Annotated in this window: 20 protein-coding genes and 1 pseudogene; 10 read left to right on the top strand and 11 right to left on the bottom strand. The window is 64.9% G+C overall.

What is annotated here, in order from left to right; all coding sequences use genetic code 11:
* Window positions 1-51 precede the first annotated feature (51 nt).
* From MAA8898_RS02210 to tnpC, 6 genes and pseudogenes are all read right to left on the bottom strand, one after another.
* On the bottom strand, window positions 52-276 hold the full coding sequence (locus MAA8898_RS02210; protein WP_094019317.1) for a WGR domain-containing protein: 225 nt from the start codon (window positions 274-276) through the stop codon (window positions 52-54).
* Window positions 273-851, bottom strand: a complete 579-nt coding sequence (locus MAA8898_RS02205; protein WP_094019316.1) for a recombinase family protein — start codon at window positions 849-851, stop codon at window positions 273-275. The genes MAA8898_RS02210 and MAA8898_RS02205 overlap by 4 nt, the downstream gene beginning before the upstream one ends.
* Window positions 852-1,166: a type II toxin-antitoxin system RelE/ParE family toxin gene (locus tag MAA8898_RS02200; protein WP_094019315.1), complete on the bottom strand. Its 315-nt coding sequence runs from the start codon at window positions 1,164-1,166 to the stop codon at window positions 852-854.
* The gene (locus MAA8898_RS02195; protein ID WP_094019314.1) at window positions 1,163-1,435 is read right to left on the bottom strand and encodes a type II TA system antitoxin, ParD family; all 273 of its coding nucleotides are present in this window, start codon (window positions 1,433-1,435) and stop codon (window positions 1,163-1,165) included. The genes MAA8898_RS02200 and MAA8898_RS02195 overlap by 4 nt, the downstream gene beginning before the upstream one ends.
* 303 nt (window positions 1,436-1,738) lie before the next feature.
* Window positions 1,739-1,939, bottom strand: coding sequence for a hypothetical protein (locus MAA8898_RS02190; protein ID WP_094019313.1), 201 nt, complete (start codon window positions 1,937-1,939; stop codon window positions 1,739-1,741).
* Between the two features lie 16 nt (window positions 1,940-1,955).
* Window positions 1,956-3,026, bottom strand: a pseudogene (gene tnpC / locus MAA8898_RS02185) (IS66 family transposase); the annotation flags it as partial.
* Window positions 3,027-3,548: 522 nt separating this feature from the next.
* Here tnpC and MAA8898_RS02180 point away from each other — a divergent pair.
* From MAA8898_RS02180 to MAA8898_RS02175, 3 genes are all read left to right on the top strand, one after another.
* A complete protein-coding gene (locus MAA8898_RS02180) occupies window positions 3,549-4,088 on the top strand; it encodes a recombinase family protein (RefSeq protein WP_094019312.1) in 540 nt (179 codons plus the stop codon).
* 240 nt (window positions 4,089-4,328) lie between these two features.
* Entirely contained in the window at window positions 4,329-5,285 is a 957-nt protein-coding gene (locus MAA8898_RS25660) for a hypothetical protein (RefSeq protein WP_141194770.1), read from the top strand.
* A gap of 435 nt (window positions 5,286-5,720) precedes the next feature.
* Window positions 5,721-6,812 (top strand): IS630 family transposase, encoded by a 1,092-nt coding sequence (locus tag MAA8898_RS02175; protein ID WP_094019311.1) that lies wholly within the window; start codon window positions 5,721-5,723, stop codon window positions 6,810-6,812.
* A gap of 107 nt (window positions 6,813-6,919) precedes the next feature.
* Here MAA8898_RS02175 and MAA8898_RS02170 read toward each other — a convergent pair whose 3' ends face one another.
* Complete coding sequence (locus tag MAA8898_RS02170; protein ID WP_094019310.1) at window positions 6,920-8,032, bottom strand: S-(hydroxymethyl)glutathione dehydrogenase/class III alcohol dehydrogenase; 1,113 nt, start codon at window positions 8,030-8,032, stop codon at window positions 6,920-6,922.
* A 96-nt stretch (window positions 8,033-8,128) separates the two neighbouring features.
* Window positions 8,129-8,746, bottom strand: coding sequence for a hypothetical protein (locus MAA8898_RS02165; protein WP_094019309.1), 618 nt, complete (start codon window positions 8,744-8,746; stop codon window positions 8,129-8,131).
* Window positions 8,747-8,924: 178 nt separating this feature from the next.
* Here MAA8898_RS02165 and MAA8898_RS02160 point away from each other — a divergent pair, with 178 nt between their 5' ends.
* The 3 genes from MAA8898_RS02160 to MAA8898_RS02150 are packed head-to-tail and all read left to right on the top strand — an operon-like array spanning window position 8,925 to window position 11,007.
* Entirely contained in the window at window positions 8,925-9,617 is a 693-nt protein-coding gene (locus MAA8898_RS02160) for a phosphatidylserine decarboxylase (protein WP_094019308.1), read from the top strand.
* A gap of 3 nt (window positions 9,618-9,620) precedes the next feature.
* Window positions 9,621-10,373: a CDP-diacylglycerol--serine O-phosphatidyltransferase gene (gene pssA, locus MAA8898_RS02155; protein ID WP_094019307.1), complete on the top strand. Its 753-nt coding sequence runs from the start codon at window positions 9,621-9,623 to the stop codon at window positions 10,371-10,373.
* A gap of 4 nt (window positions 10,374-10,377) precedes the next feature.
* Window positions 10,378-11,007 (top strand): class I SAM-dependent methyltransferase, encoded by a 630-nt coding sequence (locus MAA8898_RS02150; protein ID WP_094019306.1) that lies wholly within the window; start codon window positions 10,378-10,380, stop codon window positions 11,005-11,007.
* A 35-nt stretch (window positions 11,008-11,042) separates the two neighbouring features.
* Here the strand turns inward: MAA8898_RS02150 and MAA8898_RS02145 are convergent, their stop codons facing one another.
* Window positions 11,043-11,561, bottom strand: a complete 519-nt coding sequence (locus MAA8898_RS02145) for a class I SAM-dependent methyltransferase (RefSeq protein ID WP_094019305.1) — start codon at window positions 11,559-11,561, stop codon at window positions 11,043-11,045.
* 356 nt (window positions 11,562-11,917) lie between these two features.
* Entirely contained in the window at window positions 11,918-12,289 is a 372-nt protein-coding gene (locus tag MAA8898_RS02140) for a cupin domain-containing protein (protein WP_094019304.1), read from the bottom strand.
* Window positions 12,290-12,417: 128 nt separating this feature from the next.
* On the opposite strand from MAA8898_RS02140, the gene MAA8898_RS02135 reads away from it, so the two are divergent.
* Together MAA8898_RS02135 and serB are read left to right on the top strand one after the other, a co-directional pair.
* Window positions 12,418-14,076 carry a Y-family DNA polymerase gene (locus MAA8898_RS02135; protein ID WP_094019303.1) on the top strand — a complete coding sequence of 553 codons (1,659 nt, stop codon included), beginning with the start codon at window positions 12,418-12,420 and terminating at the stop codon, window positions 14,074-14,076.
* 137 nt (window positions 14,077-14,213) lie between these two features.
* Entirely contained in the window at window positions 14,214-15,083 is an 870-nt protein-coding gene (gene serB, locus MAA8898_RS02130; RefSeq protein WP_094019302.1) for a phosphoserine phosphatase SerB, read from the top strand.
* Window positions 15,084-15,171: 88 nt separating this feature from the next.
* Here serB and MAA8898_RS02125 read toward each other — a convergent pair whose 3' ends face one another.
* Window positions 15,172-16,167: an asparaginase gene (locus tag MAA8898_RS02125; protein WP_245853213.1), complete on the bottom strand. Its 996-nt coding sequence runs from the start codon at window positions 16,165-16,167 to the stop codon at window positions 15,172-15,174.
* 170 nt (window positions 16,168-16,337) lie between these two features.
* On the opposite strand from MAA8898_RS02125, the gene MAA8898_RS02120 reads away from it, so the two are divergent.
* Window positions 16,338-16,865, top strand: a complete 528-nt coding sequence (locus tag MAA8898_RS02120) for an invasion associated locus B family protein (protein ID WP_094019300.1) — start codon at window positions 16,338-16,340, stop codon at window positions 16,863-16,865.
* Between the two features lie 144 nt (window positions 16,866-17,009).
* Window positions 17,010-18,194, top strand: coding sequence for a dual-specificity RNA methyltransferase RlmN (gene rlmN / locus MAA8898_RS02115; RefSeq protein ID WP_094019299.1), 1,185 nt, complete (start codon window positions 17,010-17,012; stop codon window positions 18,192-18,194).
* Window positions 18,195-18,283: the final 89 nt, after the last annotated feature.

Genomic DNA, 18,283 nt, shown 5'->3' with positions numbered 1-18,283 from the left:
CTGAAATGCTTGCCTAAGGGGTTGTGACCTGATCGGTAATGCCCGTCAAACCTACTCATACCCCCGCTTGGCTTTTTTCATGTGCAGGGTAAAGCGGGCGTCTTTGGCATCAGCCTCAGTCTCGAACCAGTCGGTCTTCATCTGGCCAGCCCTGCCGATGCGGCCCCATTCCCGCACCAGGGCGGCATCACCAAACAAACCTGGCTGCACCGAGATCCGGTAAAAGCGGCGCATATTGGCGGTTTCGTCAATGCGGGTGAGGGTAAGGATGCTCATTGGGGCTCTCCCTTGGTGATGCTGCGCGCGGCGGGCAAGTGCTTGTAGAGTGTAGAGACGCTCACGCCCATGCGCGCCGCAACCTGTTTGACGGTAATCTCGGAATTCGCCAACAGCGCCTTGGCCTGCGCCAGGTCGGCGGCAGCGAGGGCAGGGGGCCTGCCGCCGATGCGGCCACGGGCGCGCGCGGCGGACAGCCCCGCCGTAGTGCGCTCTCGTATGATGCCGCGCTCGAACTCGGCCAGGGCTGCGAAGATGTGAAACACCAGCTTGCCGCCGCTGGTCGTCGTGTCGATCGCCTCGGTGAGCGAACGAAACCCGATGCCGCTTTCTTCCAGCATCTCGACCGTCTCGATCAGCTGCTTGAGCGAGCGCGCCAGGCGGTCGAGCTTCCAGACGACCAGCGTGTCGCCCTGGCGCATGTAGTCGAGTGCCGCCATGAGCTGCGGGCGATCACGCTGCGCACCCGAGGCTTTCTCCTCGAAGATCTTGTCGCAGCCCGCAGCGGCAAGCGCATCACGCTGCAGGGCAGGGCTCTGATCCTGGGTAGAGACGCGGGCATATCCGACAAGCATCTAGGCTCCCCCTTTCAGGCGCTTCGCCAGACGGGCAGGCAGGTCCATGCGCTCATGCAGCACGGCGATGACCACCACCTCGGACCTGGACGGCACGTAGAAAATGAAATGCCGCCCACAATGGAGGTAGCGCACGTCCGGCTTGCCCTCGACCACCGAGGTGACGGCTTCGCCATCGGCGATGCGCTGACAAGCGGCATGCAATTCATCCTGGTAGCGGTCGGCCTGATCCTCCCCCCAGCGTTCATCACCATAGAGCCAGATCGAGAGAAGATCCTCGATGGCATCGCGCGTAAATCTGTAAGAGACGCTCATGCCCCTCCGTAACGAAGCGCACGGGCGCGGGCTTTGATGTCGGCAGAACTGGCGCTGACGGTTTCACCGCTGCGAACCTGCTGGAGTCGCTGCTCCAGGAAGTCATGTAGCGCAAGCAAGGCCTGCTCTTCGCTGAGCGTATCGTTTTCCTGCGGCGCGCGGAACGCACGGCTGAGCACATAATCCTTGATGCTCTGGCCAGTTAGCGCAGCGCTGATCTTGAGCTGCTGATGTTGCTGCTCGGTAATGTCGATCGACAATCGCGGCATGATCGACCTCCTTTCCTCAGCATATATCATACACCCACATACACACATTACAACATTTGTTGTCACAGCGCACGCTGCTTATTCCGAAAACTCATATACACCATACCTTTTCGGAGGTTATATTACAAGAAACAGTTTTCGGAAACTCACAGGCCTGTTTTCGGAAGGTTGGGGGCAGAAGGTCCACAGCTTCCGAAAAACGAGGGTTTTTCGGAAGCCGCCGGATGGACCCACAAAAAAGGTTATGGGACTATTTTTGGGAGAAGCGAAGAGGACGGGTTAGAGAAGGAAAGGGACGGCATGTCAGGGGAGGGTTGGCCCTTTGTCCCCCGCGATGAATGCGCGGGCGCCGAGCGTGCGGATCGCTTTCTGCGCTTCGACGAGAGCAGCAAAGTCGGACGCGAAGGTTTCGTCCCAGACGTGGGACGTGTTGTCTTCATCGACGACCTCGAGCGTCCAGGTCGCTTCCTCTTCCAGCCGGAAGATCAGGATCTCGGTAAGCATCCGGCGAAGGCCGTAGTCAGGCGGCTTGGCGGACTTCCAAGGGCTTCCAGTTCCACGGGAGCAGGGTCGGCACCTGGGAGGCGGTCATTTCCGGCAGCCGGGCGAGGACATCGGCGAGCCAGCCCTGGGGATCGATGTCGTTCATCTTAGCCGTGACGATCAGCGAATACATGAAGGCGGCGCGATCGCCGCCGCGCTCGGAGCCAGCGAAGAGCCATGACTTCCGGCCGAGGGCGACACCGCGCAGGGCCCGTTCGGCCGCGTTGTTCGTCAGGCAGATCCGGCCATCTTCGAGGAAGCGCGTGAACGCGTTCCAGCGATCGGCCTTGAACATGTAGGCTATCGCCTTGGCGACGGAGTTGTGCCTCGACATCGTGCCCTGTTCGGCGCGCATCCAGTCGTGAAGTTTGCCGACCAGTGGCCGCACGAGGCGCTGCCGTGCTTCGAGCCGCGCGACGGCGTCTAGGCCGTTGATCTCGCGTTCGACATCGAAGATCGCATCGATCCGCGTCACGGCCTCCAGCGCGACGGGGGAGATTTCATGGGCCGGCTTCCGCTTGCGAGCCTTCTCCCTGATGTCGGCGAGTTCGAAGAACTTCCGGCGGGCATGGCTCCAGCAGAGCGCAGCCTCGACCGGCCCGGGATTGCGGTCGGCCCGGTAGAGGTCGTTGTAGCCCCCATAGGCATCGGCTTGCAGAATGCCCTGCCAACCGGCGAGATGCCGGTTGGGATTGGCCATGCCGCGGTCGCGCGAGAAGTGGAACAGCGCGGCTGGGGGCACCCCGCCACCAAAGGGCCGGTCATCTCTGACATAGGTCCAGAGCCGGGCCGTCTGCGTCCCTCCCTTCGCCAGGAGGGGAACCGTGGTGTCGTCAGCATGCAGGCGGTTGCCATCGAGGACATGGTTGCGGATCAGGGCGTGGATCGGCGCCAAGGCTGCGGTGCAGGCCCCGACCTGGTCGGCCAGCGTCGAGAGGCTGAGATCGACGCCTTCCTTCGCGTAGCGCTCGGCCTGACGGTTCAGGGGCTGATGCTGCCCGAACTTCTCGAACAGAACCATCGCCAGCAGGTTCGGCCCCGCCCACCCTCAGCCAGGTGAGCAGGGCATCGCCCTCCTGAGTGCAGGAAAAGTTCTTGCGGATCGTCGTCCCTGTCAAAGCGGTGTCCTCCGTCGCCTCGCGTTACGGCATCTTTCCCCTTGCCCCGGTATCCTGGCACGAAACACCACGGCCCGGCAGTGCGGCCCGAAATTAAAAAAGCCGCTCTGTGAGCGGCTTTTTCAGTTACAGCATGTGATGAAATGCGAGTGCGATATACAGCGCTGCCATTGCAAAATAAACTAACGTTACCATTGTCTTGCCTCCTTCTTGTTGTTGCTTTTAAGCAGGGCTCTTGCCTGCAAAGCTATTTATGCGACGGCGACGTCAGGCTCTGACGGGTAAGCGGAAAATTGCCTGTCTCCGGACTGGTGAAGAGGCCGGCTCCCGGGGACACAAACGGTCGTTTTTGTCCCCATGCCGTACCCCACGCGAAACCAACGGCTTGAGCGGGACAAAACCCCCGTGACAAAATCTTTTGAGTTTTGGGACGTTTATGGCACCATTGGTCCATGATTTTCGGATATGCCCGCGTCTCGACAGACGATCAGCTCCTCGATGCACAGACCGACGCACTGGAAGCAGCAGGCGCGGAGCGCGTCTTTGCGGACAAGATCAGCGGCTCGACCAGGAAGCGCCCCCAGCTCGATCAGCTCCTCGATCAACTCCGCCCAGGAGACGTGATCGTTGTGACGAAGTACGACCGTCTTGCACGTTCGCTGCGTGACCTTCTCGACATCGTGGAGGCCATCAAAGAGCGCGGTGGCGGGTTTCGGTCGCTGGCCGAGGACATCGACACCACCACGCCCGCAGGCCGTCTGATCTTCCACGTCTTCGCATCCATCGCTCAGTTTGAGCGCGAGCGTATCTCAGAGCGCACCAAGGAGGGGCTGGAGGCCGCGAAGAAGCGCGGTAGGGTCGGAGGTCGTCCGCCTGCCCTCTCAGCCGCTCAGCGCGACGAGGTTCGCCGCATGAGGGACGAGGAAGGCCGCAGGCTGTCTGAGATCGCGCAGCTCTTCCGTGTGAGTGTGAAGACCGTACGGCGTGTTTAGCGCACGCCATTTTCACGGCACAAGGCCTTGATATCATTGTTCTTCGAGCCGTATCCAAAAGCCGTGATACTCGTGCGACTGAACTTCTATGTATCATCTCGTCGTGCTGGGTAGGACCAATGGTGCGCATGTGGTAAATCTACCTAGCGTTCCAAACATGGGGGCTGAACTGACGCCCCTCCTTCTTTTGCAGGAAGGCTAAATATGAACCATAGCAAATTGATCTTGGCACTATCCGCCTTGCTGCTCGTAGTAGTCGCAGGGCTCACTATATTACTTGCTTCGGGTGTGCTTCAGTTTGGTTTCCAAGGCCCCGTCATATTTGTTTTGTATATCATCTCAGGCGTTTTTGTAGCCTTGTCATGCTTTGGGATACTTACAAGCACGGGAGAACTTGCCGGGGAGCCGTATGGCATAAACGTCCGCCTCGGAGGTGCAATTGTCGGGCTTGTAGTGGTCGTGGCGGGTGGAGGTATTTACGAGCTATTTATTCGAAACAGTGAATCTACAAAGCTACAAATTGTCATGTACGTTGGCAGTCGAAATAATATACCTGAGATTGATGCGGAGTTAACTCTTATTCTCGACGCTACAACTGTTTCTAAGGCAGTCAATGGAAGAGGTATTGTCGTTTTCGACAATCTTCCTCCATCGTGGCTTGGACGAGATGCCGCGTTAATATTCAATGGGAGAGAGCACGAGATCGCAGAAGACGAAGGTATCGAAGTCACGATCTCAGAGGGTACAAGCTATATCGAGGTCAGGAAGAAAGCGGCATTCTCATCCTATGATGAGAGCAAGTTATTGATATTGCCGCAGAATGCCTTCAGCGAACCGATGGTCTCAGGCGAACAGACACTGACGGTGTGGGCATCGGTCGTTTCACGATCAGAACGACCTGTCCCAATTCGAACCTATGGAGAGATCTCGCTAACGCAGGCAGGTTTGGAACTACGAACGATATCAAGCAATGTAAATGTGGCTGGCGTGAGCGATTTCATATTGCTCCGGCCTAATGAGCCAAGAGATATTGCCTTTGACGCGCTGCTTCCAGAGGATTGGGAATTCCTAATTCAACGAGATCCTGACGCAGTATTGAGCGTTTTTTATCACGACTTTGAAGACACGACGCGGAGAAAAGTTTTTCACTCCGAGCCGTTCAGTTTCAACAAGGAATTTGTAGAATTTTCGCAATAGTGTCGGCGAGTCAGTTTTAATTTTGGCAGTTACTACAGCTTATGGTATAGCACTGGCTTACACAAGTCTGATACTGAACAGTTGAGGTCGTGCTGTTGTAGCAATTATCCCGGCAGTTTTGCCAGCACACGCTGCAAATTTGCTGAGCCAATATAATTGGCTGGTCGTCACGGTGCGCCTCAAATGTGGCGCACATCTTTGATGCCGCTGGCACATCATTGCCTGTAAATGCAATCAACTTGGGTGACGCAAATGCATTGCCTGAAAAGAGAAATAGCGTGGCACCTAAAGCGGCGAAAGCCTTGAAACTTTGCATTTTACCCTCGTAATCAGATCAGTTAGGGACTCCAAGGTAGCAGATTCCGCCTCTAAAGCCTAGTGTTCTCCACCTGACGCAAGATTCCCATCTGTGGTCTGGCATGCCATTGTCGGGTCATGAGACGCGATGACATCTGCCTGTATCTGAGCCCCGCTGACCGTGCACAGCTTGAAGCCCTGGTCATCGATCGTAACACACCGCGAAAGCTGGTCTGGCGGGCCGAAATCGTGCTGGCGACGGCGGACGGCTATGGGACCTTCGAAATCATGCGGCGCGCGAACACGTCGAAGCCGACCGTCTGGCGCTGGCAGGAGCGCTACCTTGACGAAGGGGTGGCCGGGCTCAAGCGCGACAAGACCCGGCCGTCGCGGGTGCCGCCGCTGCCTCGGGAAACGCGGCTCAAGGTGATCGCGAAGACGGTGCAGGAGAGCCCGCCCAACGCCACCCAATGGAGCCGCTCTACCATGGCCGAGGCCATGGGCATCTCGCCGTCGAGCGTGGGCCGCATATGGGCCGAGGCGGGTCTGAAGCCGCACCTGACGAAGGGCTTCAAGGTCTCCAACGATCCGATGTTCGAAGAGAAGGTCACCGATATCGTCGGGCTTTACCTCGACTCTCCAGAGCGGGCGGTGGTGCTCTGCGTCGACGAAAAATCCCAGATCCAGGCCCTTGATCGGACCCAGCCGGGACTGCCGCTCAAGAAGGGCCGCGCGGCCACCATGACCCACGACTACAAGCGCCATGGCACGACCACGCTGTTCGCCGCGCTCGACATGAAATCGGGCATGGTGATAGGCGACTGCATGCCGCGCCACCGGGCGAAGGAGTTCCTGAAGTTCCTCCGCCGCATCGACCGGGCCGTGCCGGGGAAGCGCGAAGTGCACCTGATCCTCGACAACTACGCCACCCACAAGACGCCTGACGTCAAGGCCTGGCTGGAGAAGCACCCGCGCTTCAAGTTGCACTTTACACCCACCAGCGCGTCATGGCTGAACCTGGTCGAACGGTTCTTTGCCGAGATCACCTCGAAGCGCATCCGGCGCGGCAGCTATACCAGCGTCGACGATCTGGAGAGCGCCATCTACGACTACCTGCTGCTGCACAACGCAAAACCGAAACCTTTCGTCTGGACCAAAACGGCTGACGATATCCTAACCCGAGAACGCCGCGCCCTGAACGCACTCGATGAAATCAGAGGAAGAAGGTAACATGCGTCAGACTCGGAACAGTAGGGTGGGGTTTCACCCCACCGTCACGATCCCAGGCACACACCAGCGCGATCCCCGTAGGGTGGGGTTTTACCCCACCGCCCAGATCAGTACACCACGACCGACCGGATCGATTCGCCCGCGTGCATCAGGTCGAACCCCTTGTTGATCTCGTCCAGCGTCAGCGTGTGCGTGATCATCGGGTCGATCTCGATCTTGCCGTCCATGTACCAGTCGACGATCTTGGGCACATCGGTCCGGCCGCGCGCGCCGCCGAATGCCGTGCCCTTCCACACCCGCCCGGTGACCAGCTGGAACGGACGGGTGGCGATCTCGGCCCCCGCAGGTGCGACGCCGATGATGATCGACTCGCCCCAGCCCTTGTGCGCGGCCTCCAGCGCGGTGCGCATCACCTTGACGTTGCCGGTGGCGTCGAATGTGTAGTCCGCCCCGCCCTTGGTCAGGTTCACCAGGTGGGCCACCAGGTCGCCCTCCACCTCGGACGGGTTGACGAAATCGGTCATGCCGAAATGCTCGGCCATGGCCTTCTTGTCGTTGTTCAGGTCGACGCCGACGATCTGGTCGGCCCCCGCCAGCCGCAGCCCCTGCAACACGTTCAGCCCGATCCCGCCCAGGCCAAAGACGATGGCGCGCGACCCGATCTCGACCTTGGCGGTGTTGATGACGGCACCGATCCCGGTGGTGACACCGCAGCCGATGTAACAGACCTTGTCGAAGGGTGCCTCGGGGTTGATCTTGGCCAGCGCGATCTCCGGCAGCACCGTGTGGTTCGAAAAGGTCGAACAGCCCATGTAATGCAGGATCGGCGTGCCATCGAGCATGGAAAAGCGCGAGGTGCCGTCCGGCATCAAACCCTTGCCCTGCGTGGTGCGGATCGCCTGGCAGAGGTTCGTCTTGGGGTTGAGGCAGTATTCGCACTGCCGGCACTCGGGGGTATACAGCGGGATCACGTGATCCCCCGGCTTCAGGCTGGTCACGCCCGGCCCGACCTCCAGCACGACGCCCGCGCCCTCGTGGCCCAGGATCGCCGGGAACAGCCCCTCGGGGTCGGCGCCCGACAGGGTGAATTCATCGGTATGGCAGATGCCGGTCGCCTTGATTTCGACCAGGACCTCGCCGGCCTTCGGCCCTTCGAGGTTCACTTCCATGACTTCCAGCGGCTTGCCCGCCTCCAATGCCACCGCGGCCCGTGTGCGCATGTCCTGTCCCTCCCGTGGAATGCTTTGGCGGGAGACTGCGACAATCGGGGGGGCGGTGCAAGGTCGGGCAGCACCGCGCCGGGGCGCAGTCCCGCCTCAGGACCTGCGCCGCAGCAGGCCCAGCAGGCCGAGCGCGGCCAGCAGCAACAGCGCCGGCGCCGGCAGCGGCACCGCGGCAAGCGCAAGCGGCGCGCCGTTCCTCAGCACCTGCATCCTGACCGCCACGGCGTCAGGAGACCCCGCGATCCCGGCGTTTTCCAGGTTGAAGACCGCGTCCAGCGACAGCGGGTCGGCACTCTGCGAGGCGACCGTGGACCGCATCGGCGTCCCGTCCGGGAAAAACAGCGTAAAGGACAGCGTCAGCGTCTCGCCGCCGGTGCGCAGCAGCACCTCGAACATGTTCGACACCGGCCTGATCGGGTCCGGCGGGACAAGCAGCCCCTCGCTGACGCCCAGCGACAGCAGGAACGGCTGCGGCGAAACCCCGGGCGTGCCGGCCGGCTGGAACGGCGTGGGCGAAATCCCCGAAACCTGTGCCACCACGTCGAACGGGTTGACCTGCTGGTCCAGGACAAAGGCAAAGGGGGGCGGTTCGGGCTGCGGGTTGAACCCCAGGGTGATCACCGGATCGAACCCGTCGATCCCGACCGGGGCGGCAATGGCGGCAGGCGCGGCAAGCAAGAGGCCCAGCGCCAGGGCAATTTTTCTGAACATGTCGGGCCTCCTGTGGACGGGAAAGCACGCCAGCAGACTACCAGAAATCGCGCCAATTCGCAACGAAACGGCCACCCGCGCCGGACGCCCGGCCGCCCCCACCCGCCATATCGTGTTGTGGTCCCTGCCGGTGTTGCGCTAGGAACCGACCATTCCTACAGGAAAAGCGGCCCCCCCGATGAGAATGCGCGACACCTTCCTCAAACCGATGCACCCGGAAGGGCGGCGGTTCGTCGCCATCTTCGCGCTCGCCACGGTCGCCCTGTTCATGATCACCCCCATCCTGGGCTGGATCGGCGTCGGCCTGACCGTCTGGTGCTACTACTTCTTCCGCGATCCGAAACGCGTGACCCCCATCCGCGACGGGCTGATCGTCAGCCCCGCCGACGGCATCGTGTCGCTGATCGAACAGGCCGTGCCGCCGCCGGAACTGGGCATGGCCGACTTGCCCCTGACACGTGTCAGCGTCTTCATGAACGTGTTCAACTGCCACGTGAACCGCGCGCCCGTGGCGGGCCGGATCTCGGCCATCGCCTACCGTCCGGGCAAGTTCTTCAACGCCTCGCTTGACAAGGCCAGCGCCGACAACGAACGCAACAGCCTGTGCATCGACATGGCCGACGGGCGGCAGATCGCCGTGGTCCAGATCGCCGGGCTGGTGGCGCGGCGCATCGTCTGCTTCGGCACCCAGGGCGATGCCGTGCAGACCGGCGAACGGTTCGGCCTGATCCGCTTCGGCTCGCGGCTGGACGTCTACCTGCCGGACGGCGTGGCGCCGCTGGTTGCGCTGGGCCAGACCATGGTCGCCGGCGAAACGGTCCTGGCCGACCTCGCCTCGCACGAAGCCGCCCGGCCCGGACGGACAGACTGAGCCATGTCCAACCCTCAGCCCGACAGGAAACGGCAGATCAACGTCTTTCAGCTGTTGCCGAACCTGCTGACCGTCTCGGCCATCTGCGCCGGGCTCTCGGCGATCCGCTTTGGCTTTGAAGGCAACTTCGAACTGGCCGTGCAGCTCATCCTGGCGGCCTGCGTGCTCGACGGGCTGGACGGCAGGCTGGCGCGGCTGATGAAGACCGAATCGCAGATCGGCGCAGAGCTCGACTCGCTGGCCGATTTCCTGAATTTCGGCGTCGCCCCGGTCCTGATCATGTACCACTGGGCGCTGCGCGATTTCTCGGGCGCGGGCTGGATCGCGGTGCTCAGCTACACCATCTGCTGCGTCCTGCGGCTGGCGCGCTTCAACGTCGACAGCCGGGCCGACACCGAACGCCTGGGAACCGACTACTTCGTCGGCGTGCCCTCGCCGGCAGGCGCCGTGCTGGTGATGTTGCCCATGGTGGTCTCCTTCGTGTTCTCCGATCTGCCGCTGGCCCCGCCGGCGATCATCGCCGCACACATCTGCCTGATCGGCCTGATGATGATCAGCCGCCTGCCGACCTATTCGTTCAAGAAGATCTCGATCGACCGCCGCAACGCCGGCTACGTCCTGCTCGGGGTGGTGCTCATGGCTGTCGCGTTGCTGACATATCTCTGGGCGACACTGGCCGTCGTGACCTTTGCCTACATCGGCAGCCTGATCTGGGCCTTCATCACCACACGCAAGTCCAACAAGGCCGGAGGCTGACAGCTTGGAACCCGAAAAGATCAAGACCTCCTACACCAGGTGGGCGCCGGTCTACGACTTCAGCTTTGGCGCGGTCACAAAGGTCGGGCGCCGCGCCACGGTCGACTACATCAACAGCCAGGGCGGCACGTCCGTGCTCGAGGTCGGCGTCGGCACCGGGCTTGCCCTGCGCCACTACCGCCCGGACCTGCGCGTCACCGGCATCGACTTCAGCCAAGAGATGCTGGGCAAGGCGCAGGAAAAGGTCGCGCGCCTCGGGCTGCGCCACGTCACGGACCTGAGGCAGATGGATGCCCGCAACCTCGATTTCCCGGACGACCATTTCGACACCGTCGCCGCGATGCACATCCTCTCCGTCGTCCCTGAACCGGAACGCGTGATGGCCGAAATGGCGCGGGTCTGCAAACCCGGCGGCAAGATCGTGATCACCAACCATTTCGCCCGCGAAACCGGGTTCCTGGCCCGGGTCGAACGGTTCTTTGCCCCCTTTTCCGATATCCTCGGCTGGCATTCGGATTTCGAGATCGACGCCGTGCTGCAACACCCGAAACTGAGCACCGCCGAAAACCGGGTGCTGCCGCCCATGGGCATGATGACCTTCCTCGTGCTGAACAAGGAGCCGGGATTCGCCTGATCGCGCTCCGCTCCGGCACCGGCCGGTCGGCGGCGTCAGGACGGCAGCCTGCGCAGGAACAGGTGGCCCTTGCGCGCCGTCTCCACCTGCCATGCCGCGCCCCGCCCGGCGGCGACGCGCCGGAACCCGGCGATGTTGCGCGGTTCGTCGGCGATCAGACACCACCCGCCCGGCACAACCTGGTCCAGCAGCTTGCCCAGCACGACCGGGCGCACCGCATCACCCAGCATGTGCAGCGTCCGGTCGGCCAGCACGACGTCAAAGCGCTCTTCCGGCAGGTCTCTGGTGATGTCGGCGACGATGCCCAGGACGTCCAGACCTTCCGCCCGGGCCGCGGCATCGAGATCGCGAATGCCGCACGGCGCCAGGTCGATGCCCAGGACGCTGTGACCGGCGCGGCCGATGAACAGCGCGTCGCGCCCCTGGCCACAGCCGACATCCAGCACCCGCAACCGGCCTCCTGCCTGCCTGGCAAAGAAGTCCACGAACACCCGTGTCGGCGCCCCGAGCGCCTCCCGCGTCGACCGATAGAGGCGGTCGTAATCGTATCCCATGCAGTCCCCCCTGGCGCGCCCTGCCCTCCTGCCCCCCGCTCCGGCCCGGACCCGGTCGCAGGCGGCTCTGACAGGGCCGTGGACCGTCCCGGCAGGCCCCGCCTCCCCCGCGGCAAAAGCGCCCGTTAATCAGCTTTTCCCGCTCCGGCGGCGTTTTGCGCCAGGACCCGCGCCGCGACTTGTACGTTTTGACCTGAAACACAGGTCAAAACGTACCTTTGGTACGATTCGCCCCGGCGACCGCCTGTGCCCACCCGGCCCGCGCCTTGTGGGTCGCGCCCCGCGCACCCACTGCATCTTGTGTTGCGTTGTGACCGCACGCCCCGGAACCCCACCGCGCGCCCCGTTCACGCCGCTCAGTAGCCGCCCGGCTTGTGGCCAAAGAACACCTTGGTCAGGTCGGCGTCGATCTCCCAGGTCACCCGCGCGCCGTCGCGCAGAAAGTGGCTCACCCCCGGCCTCAGTTCCGTGACTTGCCCGCTGGCATGGTCGATCACCCGCCCCCGGCCCGCCAGCACCACCATCAGCTCGTCGCCCTGCTCGGTGCAGTCCAGCGCGCCCGCCGTGCAGCGCCACATGCCGTGCCGCGTCGGATGCCCCGCACCCCCCGCGTCGATCCGGCCGGAGGTGCGCGGATCGCCCTTGCGGATCGCGTAGGCGCTGGCCGGGTTGTCCAGCGGCCAGGGCTCCAGCGGCCCCACGTCATCGCCCGGTGCATAGGTGAACATCGCATCCCTCCCCTGTCTCTCCGCCCCATCCTGCCCCGAAGCGGCCCGCAGGAACAGGGGCCCTGCGGACTCGACTCCGCCCCTCGTCCGAACTAGAACAAAAAGCGAACAAGCTGCCGCTGACCCTCATGCCCACCCGCCGAATCCTCTCGCTCTGGTTTCCCCGCCTCGGCGCGGAACGGCTCATCCGGGCCGAACCGCACCTGGCCGACGTGCCCTTCGCCACCGTGGCGCAGGACGGCCCGGCACAGGTGCTGGCCTCGCTGTCGCTGCGCGCCGCACAGGCCGGGCTGCACCGCGGCCAGCCGCTGCGCGACGCCCACGCCATGTGCGCCGGTCTCCTGACCCGCGCCGCGCAGCCGCACCGCGAGGACGCCTTTCTCGGCGCGCTGCACCGCTGGGCGGGCAAATTCTCGCCCTGGGTCGCGGCGGACCTGCCCGACGGGCTGGTGATCGACCTGACCGGCTGCGCGCATCTCTTTGGCGGAGAAGCGAAATTGGCCGACCAGGTGACGCAGGACTGCGCCGATCTCGGGCTGTCCGTCCGGCTCGGCATCGCCGACACGCTGGGCGCGGCCTGGGCGCTGGCGCGGTTCTCGCGGCAGGACACGCCGCAGGGCGGACGCAGCGGCGACGCGATCGAACAGGAGGCCCCCGCCACCCGCGCCAAGGCGGGCAAGCGGCGACACTGGGAACGCGGCGGCGCGGCCCCCGGCACCGCCGCCGGCCCGGCGGCCCAGCCCTGCATCGCGCCCCCCGGCCAGACCTGGACCGCGCTTTCGCCGCTGCCCGTCGCGGCGCTGCGGCTCGATCCGCAGACCGCGCAGGAGCTGGCCCGCCTCGGGTTGCGCCGCATCGGCGACCTGCTCGGCCAGCCGCGCGCCCCGCTCGCCCGCCGCTTCGGCCGCGCCCTCGTCGACCGCCTCGACCAGGCCACCGGCGCCGCGCCCGAGCCGGTCTCGCCCACCCCGCCGCCCGAACGCTTTGCCATCCGCATGTCCTTCCCCGATCCCATCGGGCTCGAGGACGACGTGGCCGAGGCGCTCGCACGCATGACCGGCAGGCTCTGCGAGACGCTCAAGGCACGCGGCCGCGGCGCCCGCACCCTGCGCATCGAGGCGCACCGCTGCGACCACCTCATGCAATGGCAGACCGTCACCAGCGCCACGGCGACGGATCAGCCGCACCGCCTGACGCCGCTGATCCGGCTGAAACTGCCCGGCATCGACGCCGGCCCCGGCATCGACATGCTGCGGCTGGAGGCGCTGCACCACGAACCCCGGCACGCCCGCACCCGCGCCGGCCATCTCGAGGCCGCGCAGCACGGCAGCCGCCGCCTGCAAGGCGGCGCCGCGCTCGAGGACCTGGTCGGCCGCCTCGGTGCGCGGCTGGGGATGGAGGCGATCACCCGCCGCCACCCCGCCGACAGCCATATCCCTGAAAAAGCGGCACAAACCCTCGCCGCCGCCTGGTCCGAACCGGCGCATGACTGGCCCGCGCCCCCCGCGCCGCGCCCGCTGGTCCTGTGGCGGCCCGAACCGGTCACCGCCGCCGACAGCCACGACCCGCCCGCCCGCTTCCGCTGGCGCGGGCGCGACTGGCACACCACCGGCCAGACCGGCCCGGAACGCATCGCCCCGGAATGGTGGCTCGACGATCCCGACTGGCGCTCCGGCCCGCGCGACTACTGGCGCCTCGACACCGACCGGGGCGAACGGCTCTGGCTGTTCTACGCCCACGGCGGCGACACCTCGCCCGGCTGGTTCTGCCAGGGCGCCTTTGCCTGACCGATCCCCGGGCTTCTTCTCTGTGAAAATACTCCCGGGGGAGTCGACCGAAGGGAGACGGGGGCAGCGCCCCCTTCCCCACTGGCCAAGCCCGCCACGCCATGCCAAAAGCGCCCCGCCAACAGGAGGGCCCGCCCATGCTCATCGCCTCGCTCATCGCCCAGCCCGGCCACCTCGACCCCGCGCTCGCCGACAGCCTGCGCAACGCGCTGGGCGGCGGCACCGTCACCTGGCTCGCCCCGGACGAGGCGGCGGAATTCCCGCTCGACACCGCCCCCGCGCACCTCGAGGAGATCCGCGCCTCCATCGCCGACCGGGCGGACCTGAACCTGCTGCCCGCGGCCAACCGCCGCAAGAAGATGCTGCTGGCCGACATGGACAGCACCATGATCCAGCAGGAATGCATCGACGAACTGGCCGATGTCGCCGGCGTCGGCGCAAGGGTCAAGGAGATCACCGCCCGCGCCATGAACGGCGAGCTGGACTTCGAAGGCGCGCTGATCGAACGCGTCAGCCTGCTCAAGGGCCTGCCCGACACGGTGATCGACCAAGTCGTGGCCGAACGCATCACCCTGATGCCCGGCGGCCCCGAACTGATCGCCACGATGAAGCGCGAAGGCGCCTGGTGCACCCTGGTCTCCGGCGGCTTCACCGCCTTCACCGCGCGCGTTTCGGCCCTGCTCGGCTTTGACGAGAACCGCGCCAACACCCTGCTGATCGAAAATGCAAAGCTGACCGGCGAGGTCGCCCGCCCGATCCTCGGCCGCGAGGCCAAGGTGCAGGCGCTTGAGGAAATCACCCGGCAGCAGGGCATCACCGAAGCGGACGTGATCGCCGTGGGGGATGGCGCCAACGACCTCGGCATGCTGGGCCGCGCCGGCATGGGCGTGGCGCTGCACGCCAAACCCAGCGTGCAGGCGCAATGCGCGCTGCGGGTCAACCACGGCGACCTCACCGCCCTGCTCTACCTGCAAGGCGTCGCGAAAACCGACTTCGCCACGGCCTGACCGTCAGCGCGCCCCCTTGCTTCTTTGGTTTTCCAAATACCCTCGGGGGAGTCGACCGCAGAGAGACGGGGGCAGAGCCCCCTGCCCGCTATCCAGCCAGTCCGGCCACCGGGCGGATCTCGCCGGTCACCAGCCCGTCCCAATTGCGAATCGGCGGGTTGAGAAACCGCGCCACGTCCGGATGCGCCGGATCCAGCACCCCCAGCCGCACCAGCAGCGCCGCGATGGCGCATTCGGCGGCCCGCGTCGCCCCGTCGGCGATCTTCAGCGCAATGCCCATCCCGCGTTGCGGCAGGATCGCGACGAAATACCCCTCGGCCCCGGTCTTCAGCGCCACCGGCTCCTGCGCCGCGCGCATCAGCAGCGTGCAGGCGCGCCCTTCGCCGGCCACCAGCAACGGGTGTCCGATCATCGCCGCCACCAGCACCGCCGCCGCGCGCGACTGCACGTCGGACCGGCCCTGCGCCGTCGCGAAAAACCCCATCGCGCGGGCCATGCCGGCCATCGTGGTGGCGAAATTGGGCGCCGAACAGCCGTCGATGCCAAAGCCCGGGCTGGCCTCGCCGGTGACCTCCTCGAAGGCCGCGCGGCAGGCCAGCTGCACCGGGTGCGCCGGGTCGACATAGTCCGGTCCTGCGCCGAGGTGCCGCGCCAATGTCAGGAATCCCGTGTGTTTGCCCGAGCAATTGTTCAGCACGCGGCCCGGCCACTCGCGGTCGCGGATCATCGCCAGGCGCAGGTCCTTGTCGCGCGAGGGTTGCGGCCCGCAGCACAGATCACCCTCGCTCCGGCCGATCTCGGCCAGCCAGGTGCGCACCATGCTGGCGTGTACCGGCGCGCCCTGGTGCGAGGCGCAGGCCAGCGCCAGCCGCCCGGCGTCCAACCCCGCCGCGCGCGCGGCACCGGAGGCCACCAGCGGCAGCGCCTGGATCATCTTGGCCGAGCTGCGCGGCAGCACCACGGCCTGCGGATCGCCCCAGGACTGCACGATCCGACCCGTACCGTCACAGATCACCGCATGCCCCGAATGGACACTTTCGACCACCGGACCGCGGTGGATTTCGACCATGGGAACTGCCGTCATGCCTGCCCTCTCCAAAGCTTGAGCGATAATCTGCCACCGGGGCTTTTCGCCCCCGGTTTTTTCAGGCTATTGTCCCGCCGTCGAGACAAAAAGCCCATAAGGCGTCAAGGGCATCGGGACATGCCCCGGACGTCGGGCACTTGGGGTAGAGACAGCTGGAGGCTGCTGGAATGATGTCATGTCTGGGTCGGGGTTTGGGCGCGCTGGCGCTTGTGCTCGGGGCGTCTGTTGCGGGCGCGCAGGATAGCAGCACCGCGCGCGTGGACGCCATGACGGACTGGTCGGTTTTCGAAGAGGCAAGCCCGCGCGAATGCTGGGCGGTGACGACCTACAAGGAAAGCGTGAACACCAAGGACGGCCGCGTGGTCGCCGTGACGCGGGGCGAGATCCTGCTGATGGTCTTCTACCGTCCCGAGGCGGGCGTGATGGGCCAGCTGGCGTTCACCGGCGGCTATCCCTTTGCCAAGGGGTCGACCGTCAAGGTGGCGATCGGCGACACCGAATTCGACCTCTACACCGAGGGCGAATGGGCCTGGCCGGCGACACCGCAGGACGACGTCAAGCTGATCAACGCGATGAAGCGCGGCGCCGACGCCGTGCTGACCGCCGTGTCGAGCCGTGGCACCCAGACCAAGGATACCTTTTCGCTGCTGGGCTTCACCGCCGCGATCGAGGACGCCGAAAAGCGCTGTTCCTGAGCGGATCGGACGGCCTGCGGCCGTTTTGGGGTATTTGGACAGAGAAGAAGCAGGGGGCCGCGTGACGGGATGTCATTCGGTCCTTTGGCTTTTGCCGCGAATCCTGTATGAGGCGGGCTTCGCGCCAGACAGGAGCCTTTTCGCATGACCGCGACAACGCCCATCACCCAGGATCTCTTGACCCTTCCGCGCAAGCTGCCGGAGGGGCCGGTCAACCTTGTCGGGCTGACCCGGCCACAGCTACGCGACGCGCTGCTGGCCGCCGGCACGCCGGAAAAGCAGGTCAAGATGCGGGTCAACCAGGTCTGGCAGTGGCTCTATCACTGGGGCGTGCGCGACTTTGACGCCATGACCAACCTGGCCAAACCCTATCGCGCCCTGCTGGCCGAGCACTTCGTGATCGCGCTGCCCGAGGTGGTGACGCGGCAGGTCTCGGCCGACGGCACGCGCAAGTACCTGGTGCGGATCGCCGGCGGGCACGAGGTCGAGATCGTCTACATCCCCGAGGAGGATCGCGGCACGCTGTGCATTTCCTCCCAGGTGGGCTGCACGCTGACCTGTTCGTTCTGCCACACCGGCACGCAGAAGCTGGTGCGCAACCTGACGTCCGGAGAGATCGTCGGCCAGATCATGCTGGCGCGCGACGACCTGGGCGAATGGCCCGCACCGGGCACCGGCACCGGCGTCGATGGTCCGCGCCTCTTGTCCAACATCGTGCTGATGGGCATGGGCGAGCCGCTCTACAACTTTGACAACGTGCGCGACGCGATGAAGATCGCCATGGACGGCGAGGGCATCGCCCTGTCGCGCCGCCGCATCACCCTGTCCACCTCGGGCGTGGTGCCGGAGATCACCCGCTGCGCCGAGGAAATCGGCTGCCAGCTGGCGGTGTCCTTTCACGCCACCACCGACGACGTGCGCGACAGGCTGGTGCCGATCAACAAGCGCTGGAACATCGAGATGCTGCTGAACACGCTGCGCGAGTATCCCAAGCTGTCGAACTCCGAGCGGATCACCTTTGAATACGTGATGTTGAAGGACGTGAACGACAGCGATGCCGATGCGCGGCGGCTGGTCGACCTGATCAAGGGCATCCCGGCCAAGATCAACCTGATCCCGTTCAACGAATGGCCCGGCGCGCCCTACCAGCGCAGCGACTGGAGCCGGATCGAGCGATTCGCCGACATCATCTACAAGGCCGGCTATGCCTCGCCGATCCGCACGCCGCGCGGCGAGGACATCATGGCCGCCTGCGGACAGCTGAAATCGGCCACCGAGCGCGCCCGCAAGTCGCGCGCCGAGATCGCGCGCGAGGCCGGGATCGACTGACGCGGACGCCGCTGGCACAAACTGCCGCAGAATTGCCTCTTTACCTTCCCGTGACTGGAACCCCTATATCAGCAGGGCCAGGAGGGAAG

It is taken from the genome of Antarctobacter aquimaris (genome assembly GCF_900184945.1).
GTDB lineage: Bacteria > Pseudomonadota > Alphaproteobacteria > Rhodobacterales > Rhodobacteraceae > Maliponia > Maliponia aquimaris.
Note: the sequence above shows the minus strand (reverse complement) of the source record. Positions and strands in the feature narration are given on the sequence as shown.

Excerpts from the sequence above, each read along its gene's own strand:
- MAA8898_RS02210 (WP_094019317.1), bottom strand. The coding sequence starts at position 276 with ATGAGCATCCTTACCCTCACCCGCATTGACGAAACCGCCAATATGCGC.
- MAA8898_RS02205 (WP_094019316.1), bottom strand. The coding sequence starts at position 851 with ATGCTTGTCGGATATGCCCGCGTCTCTACCCAGGATCAGAGCCCTGCC.
- MAA8898_RS02200 (WP_094019315.1), bottom strand. The coding sequence starts at position 1,166 with ATGAGCGTCTCTTACAGATTTACGCGCGATGCCATCGAGGATCTTCTC.
- MAA8898_RS02195 (WP_094019314.1), bottom strand. The coding sequence starts at position 1,435 with ATGCCGCGATTGTCGATCGACATTACCGAGCAGCAACATCAGCAGCTC.
- MAA8898_RS02190 (WP_094019313.1), bottom strand. The coding sequence starts at position 1,939 with ATGCTTACCGAGATCCTGATCTTCCGGCTGGAAGAGGAAGCGACCTGG.
- MAA8898_RS02180 (WP_094019312.1), top strand. The coding sequence starts at position 3,549 with ATGATTTTCGGATATGCCCGCGTCTCGACAGACGATCAGCTCCTCGAT.
- MAA8898_RS02175 (WP_094019311.1), top strand. The coding sequence starts at position 5,721 with ATGAGACGCGATGACATCTGCCTGTATCTGAGCCCCGCTGACCGTGCA.
- MAA8898_RS02170 (WP_094019310.1), bottom strand. The coding sequence starts at position 8,032 with ATGCGCACACGGGCCGCGGTGGCATTGGAGGCGGGCAAGCCGCTGGAA.
- MAA8898_RS02165 (WP_094019309.1), bottom strand. The coding sequence starts at position 8,746 with ATGTTCAGAAAAATTGCCCTGGCGCTGGGCCTCTTGCTTGCCGCGCCT.
- MAA8898_RS02160 (WP_094019308.1), top strand. The coding sequence starts at position 8,925 with ATGAGAATGCGCGACACCTTCCTCAAACCGATGCACCCGGAAGGGCGG.
- pssA (WP_094019307.1), top strand. The coding sequence starts at position 9,621 with ATGTCCAACCCTCAGCCCGACAGGAAACGGCAGATCAACGTCTTTCAG.
- MAA8898_RS02145 (WP_094019305.1), bottom strand. The coding sequence starts at position 11,561 with ATGGGATACGATTACGACCGCCTCTATCGGTCGACGCGGGAGGCGCTC.
- MAA8898_RS02140 (WP_094019304.1), bottom strand. The coding sequence starts at position 12,289 with ATGTTCACCTATGCACCGGGCGATGACGTGGGGCCGCTGGAGCCCTGG.
- MAA8898_RS02135 (WP_094019303.1), top strand. The coding sequence starts at position 12,418 with ATGCCCACCCGCCGAATCCTCTCGCTCTGGTTTCCCCGCCTCGGCGCG.
- serB (WP_094019302.1), top strand. The coding sequence starts at position 14,214 with ATGCTCATCGCCTCGCTCATCGCCCAGCCCGGCCACCTCGACCCCGCG.
- MAA8898_RS02125 (WP_245853213.1), bottom strand. The coding sequence starts at position 16,167 with ATGACGGCAGTTCCCATGGTCGAAATCCACCGCGGTCCGGTGGTCGAA.
- MAA8898_RS02120 (WP_094019300.1), top strand. The coding sequence starts at position 16,338 with ATGATGTCATGTCTGGGTCGGGGTTTGGGCGCGCTGGCGCTTGTGCTC.
- rlmN (WP_094019299.1), top strand. The coding sequence starts at position 17,010 with ATGACCGCGACAACGCCCATCACCCAGGATCTCTTGACCCTTCCGCGC.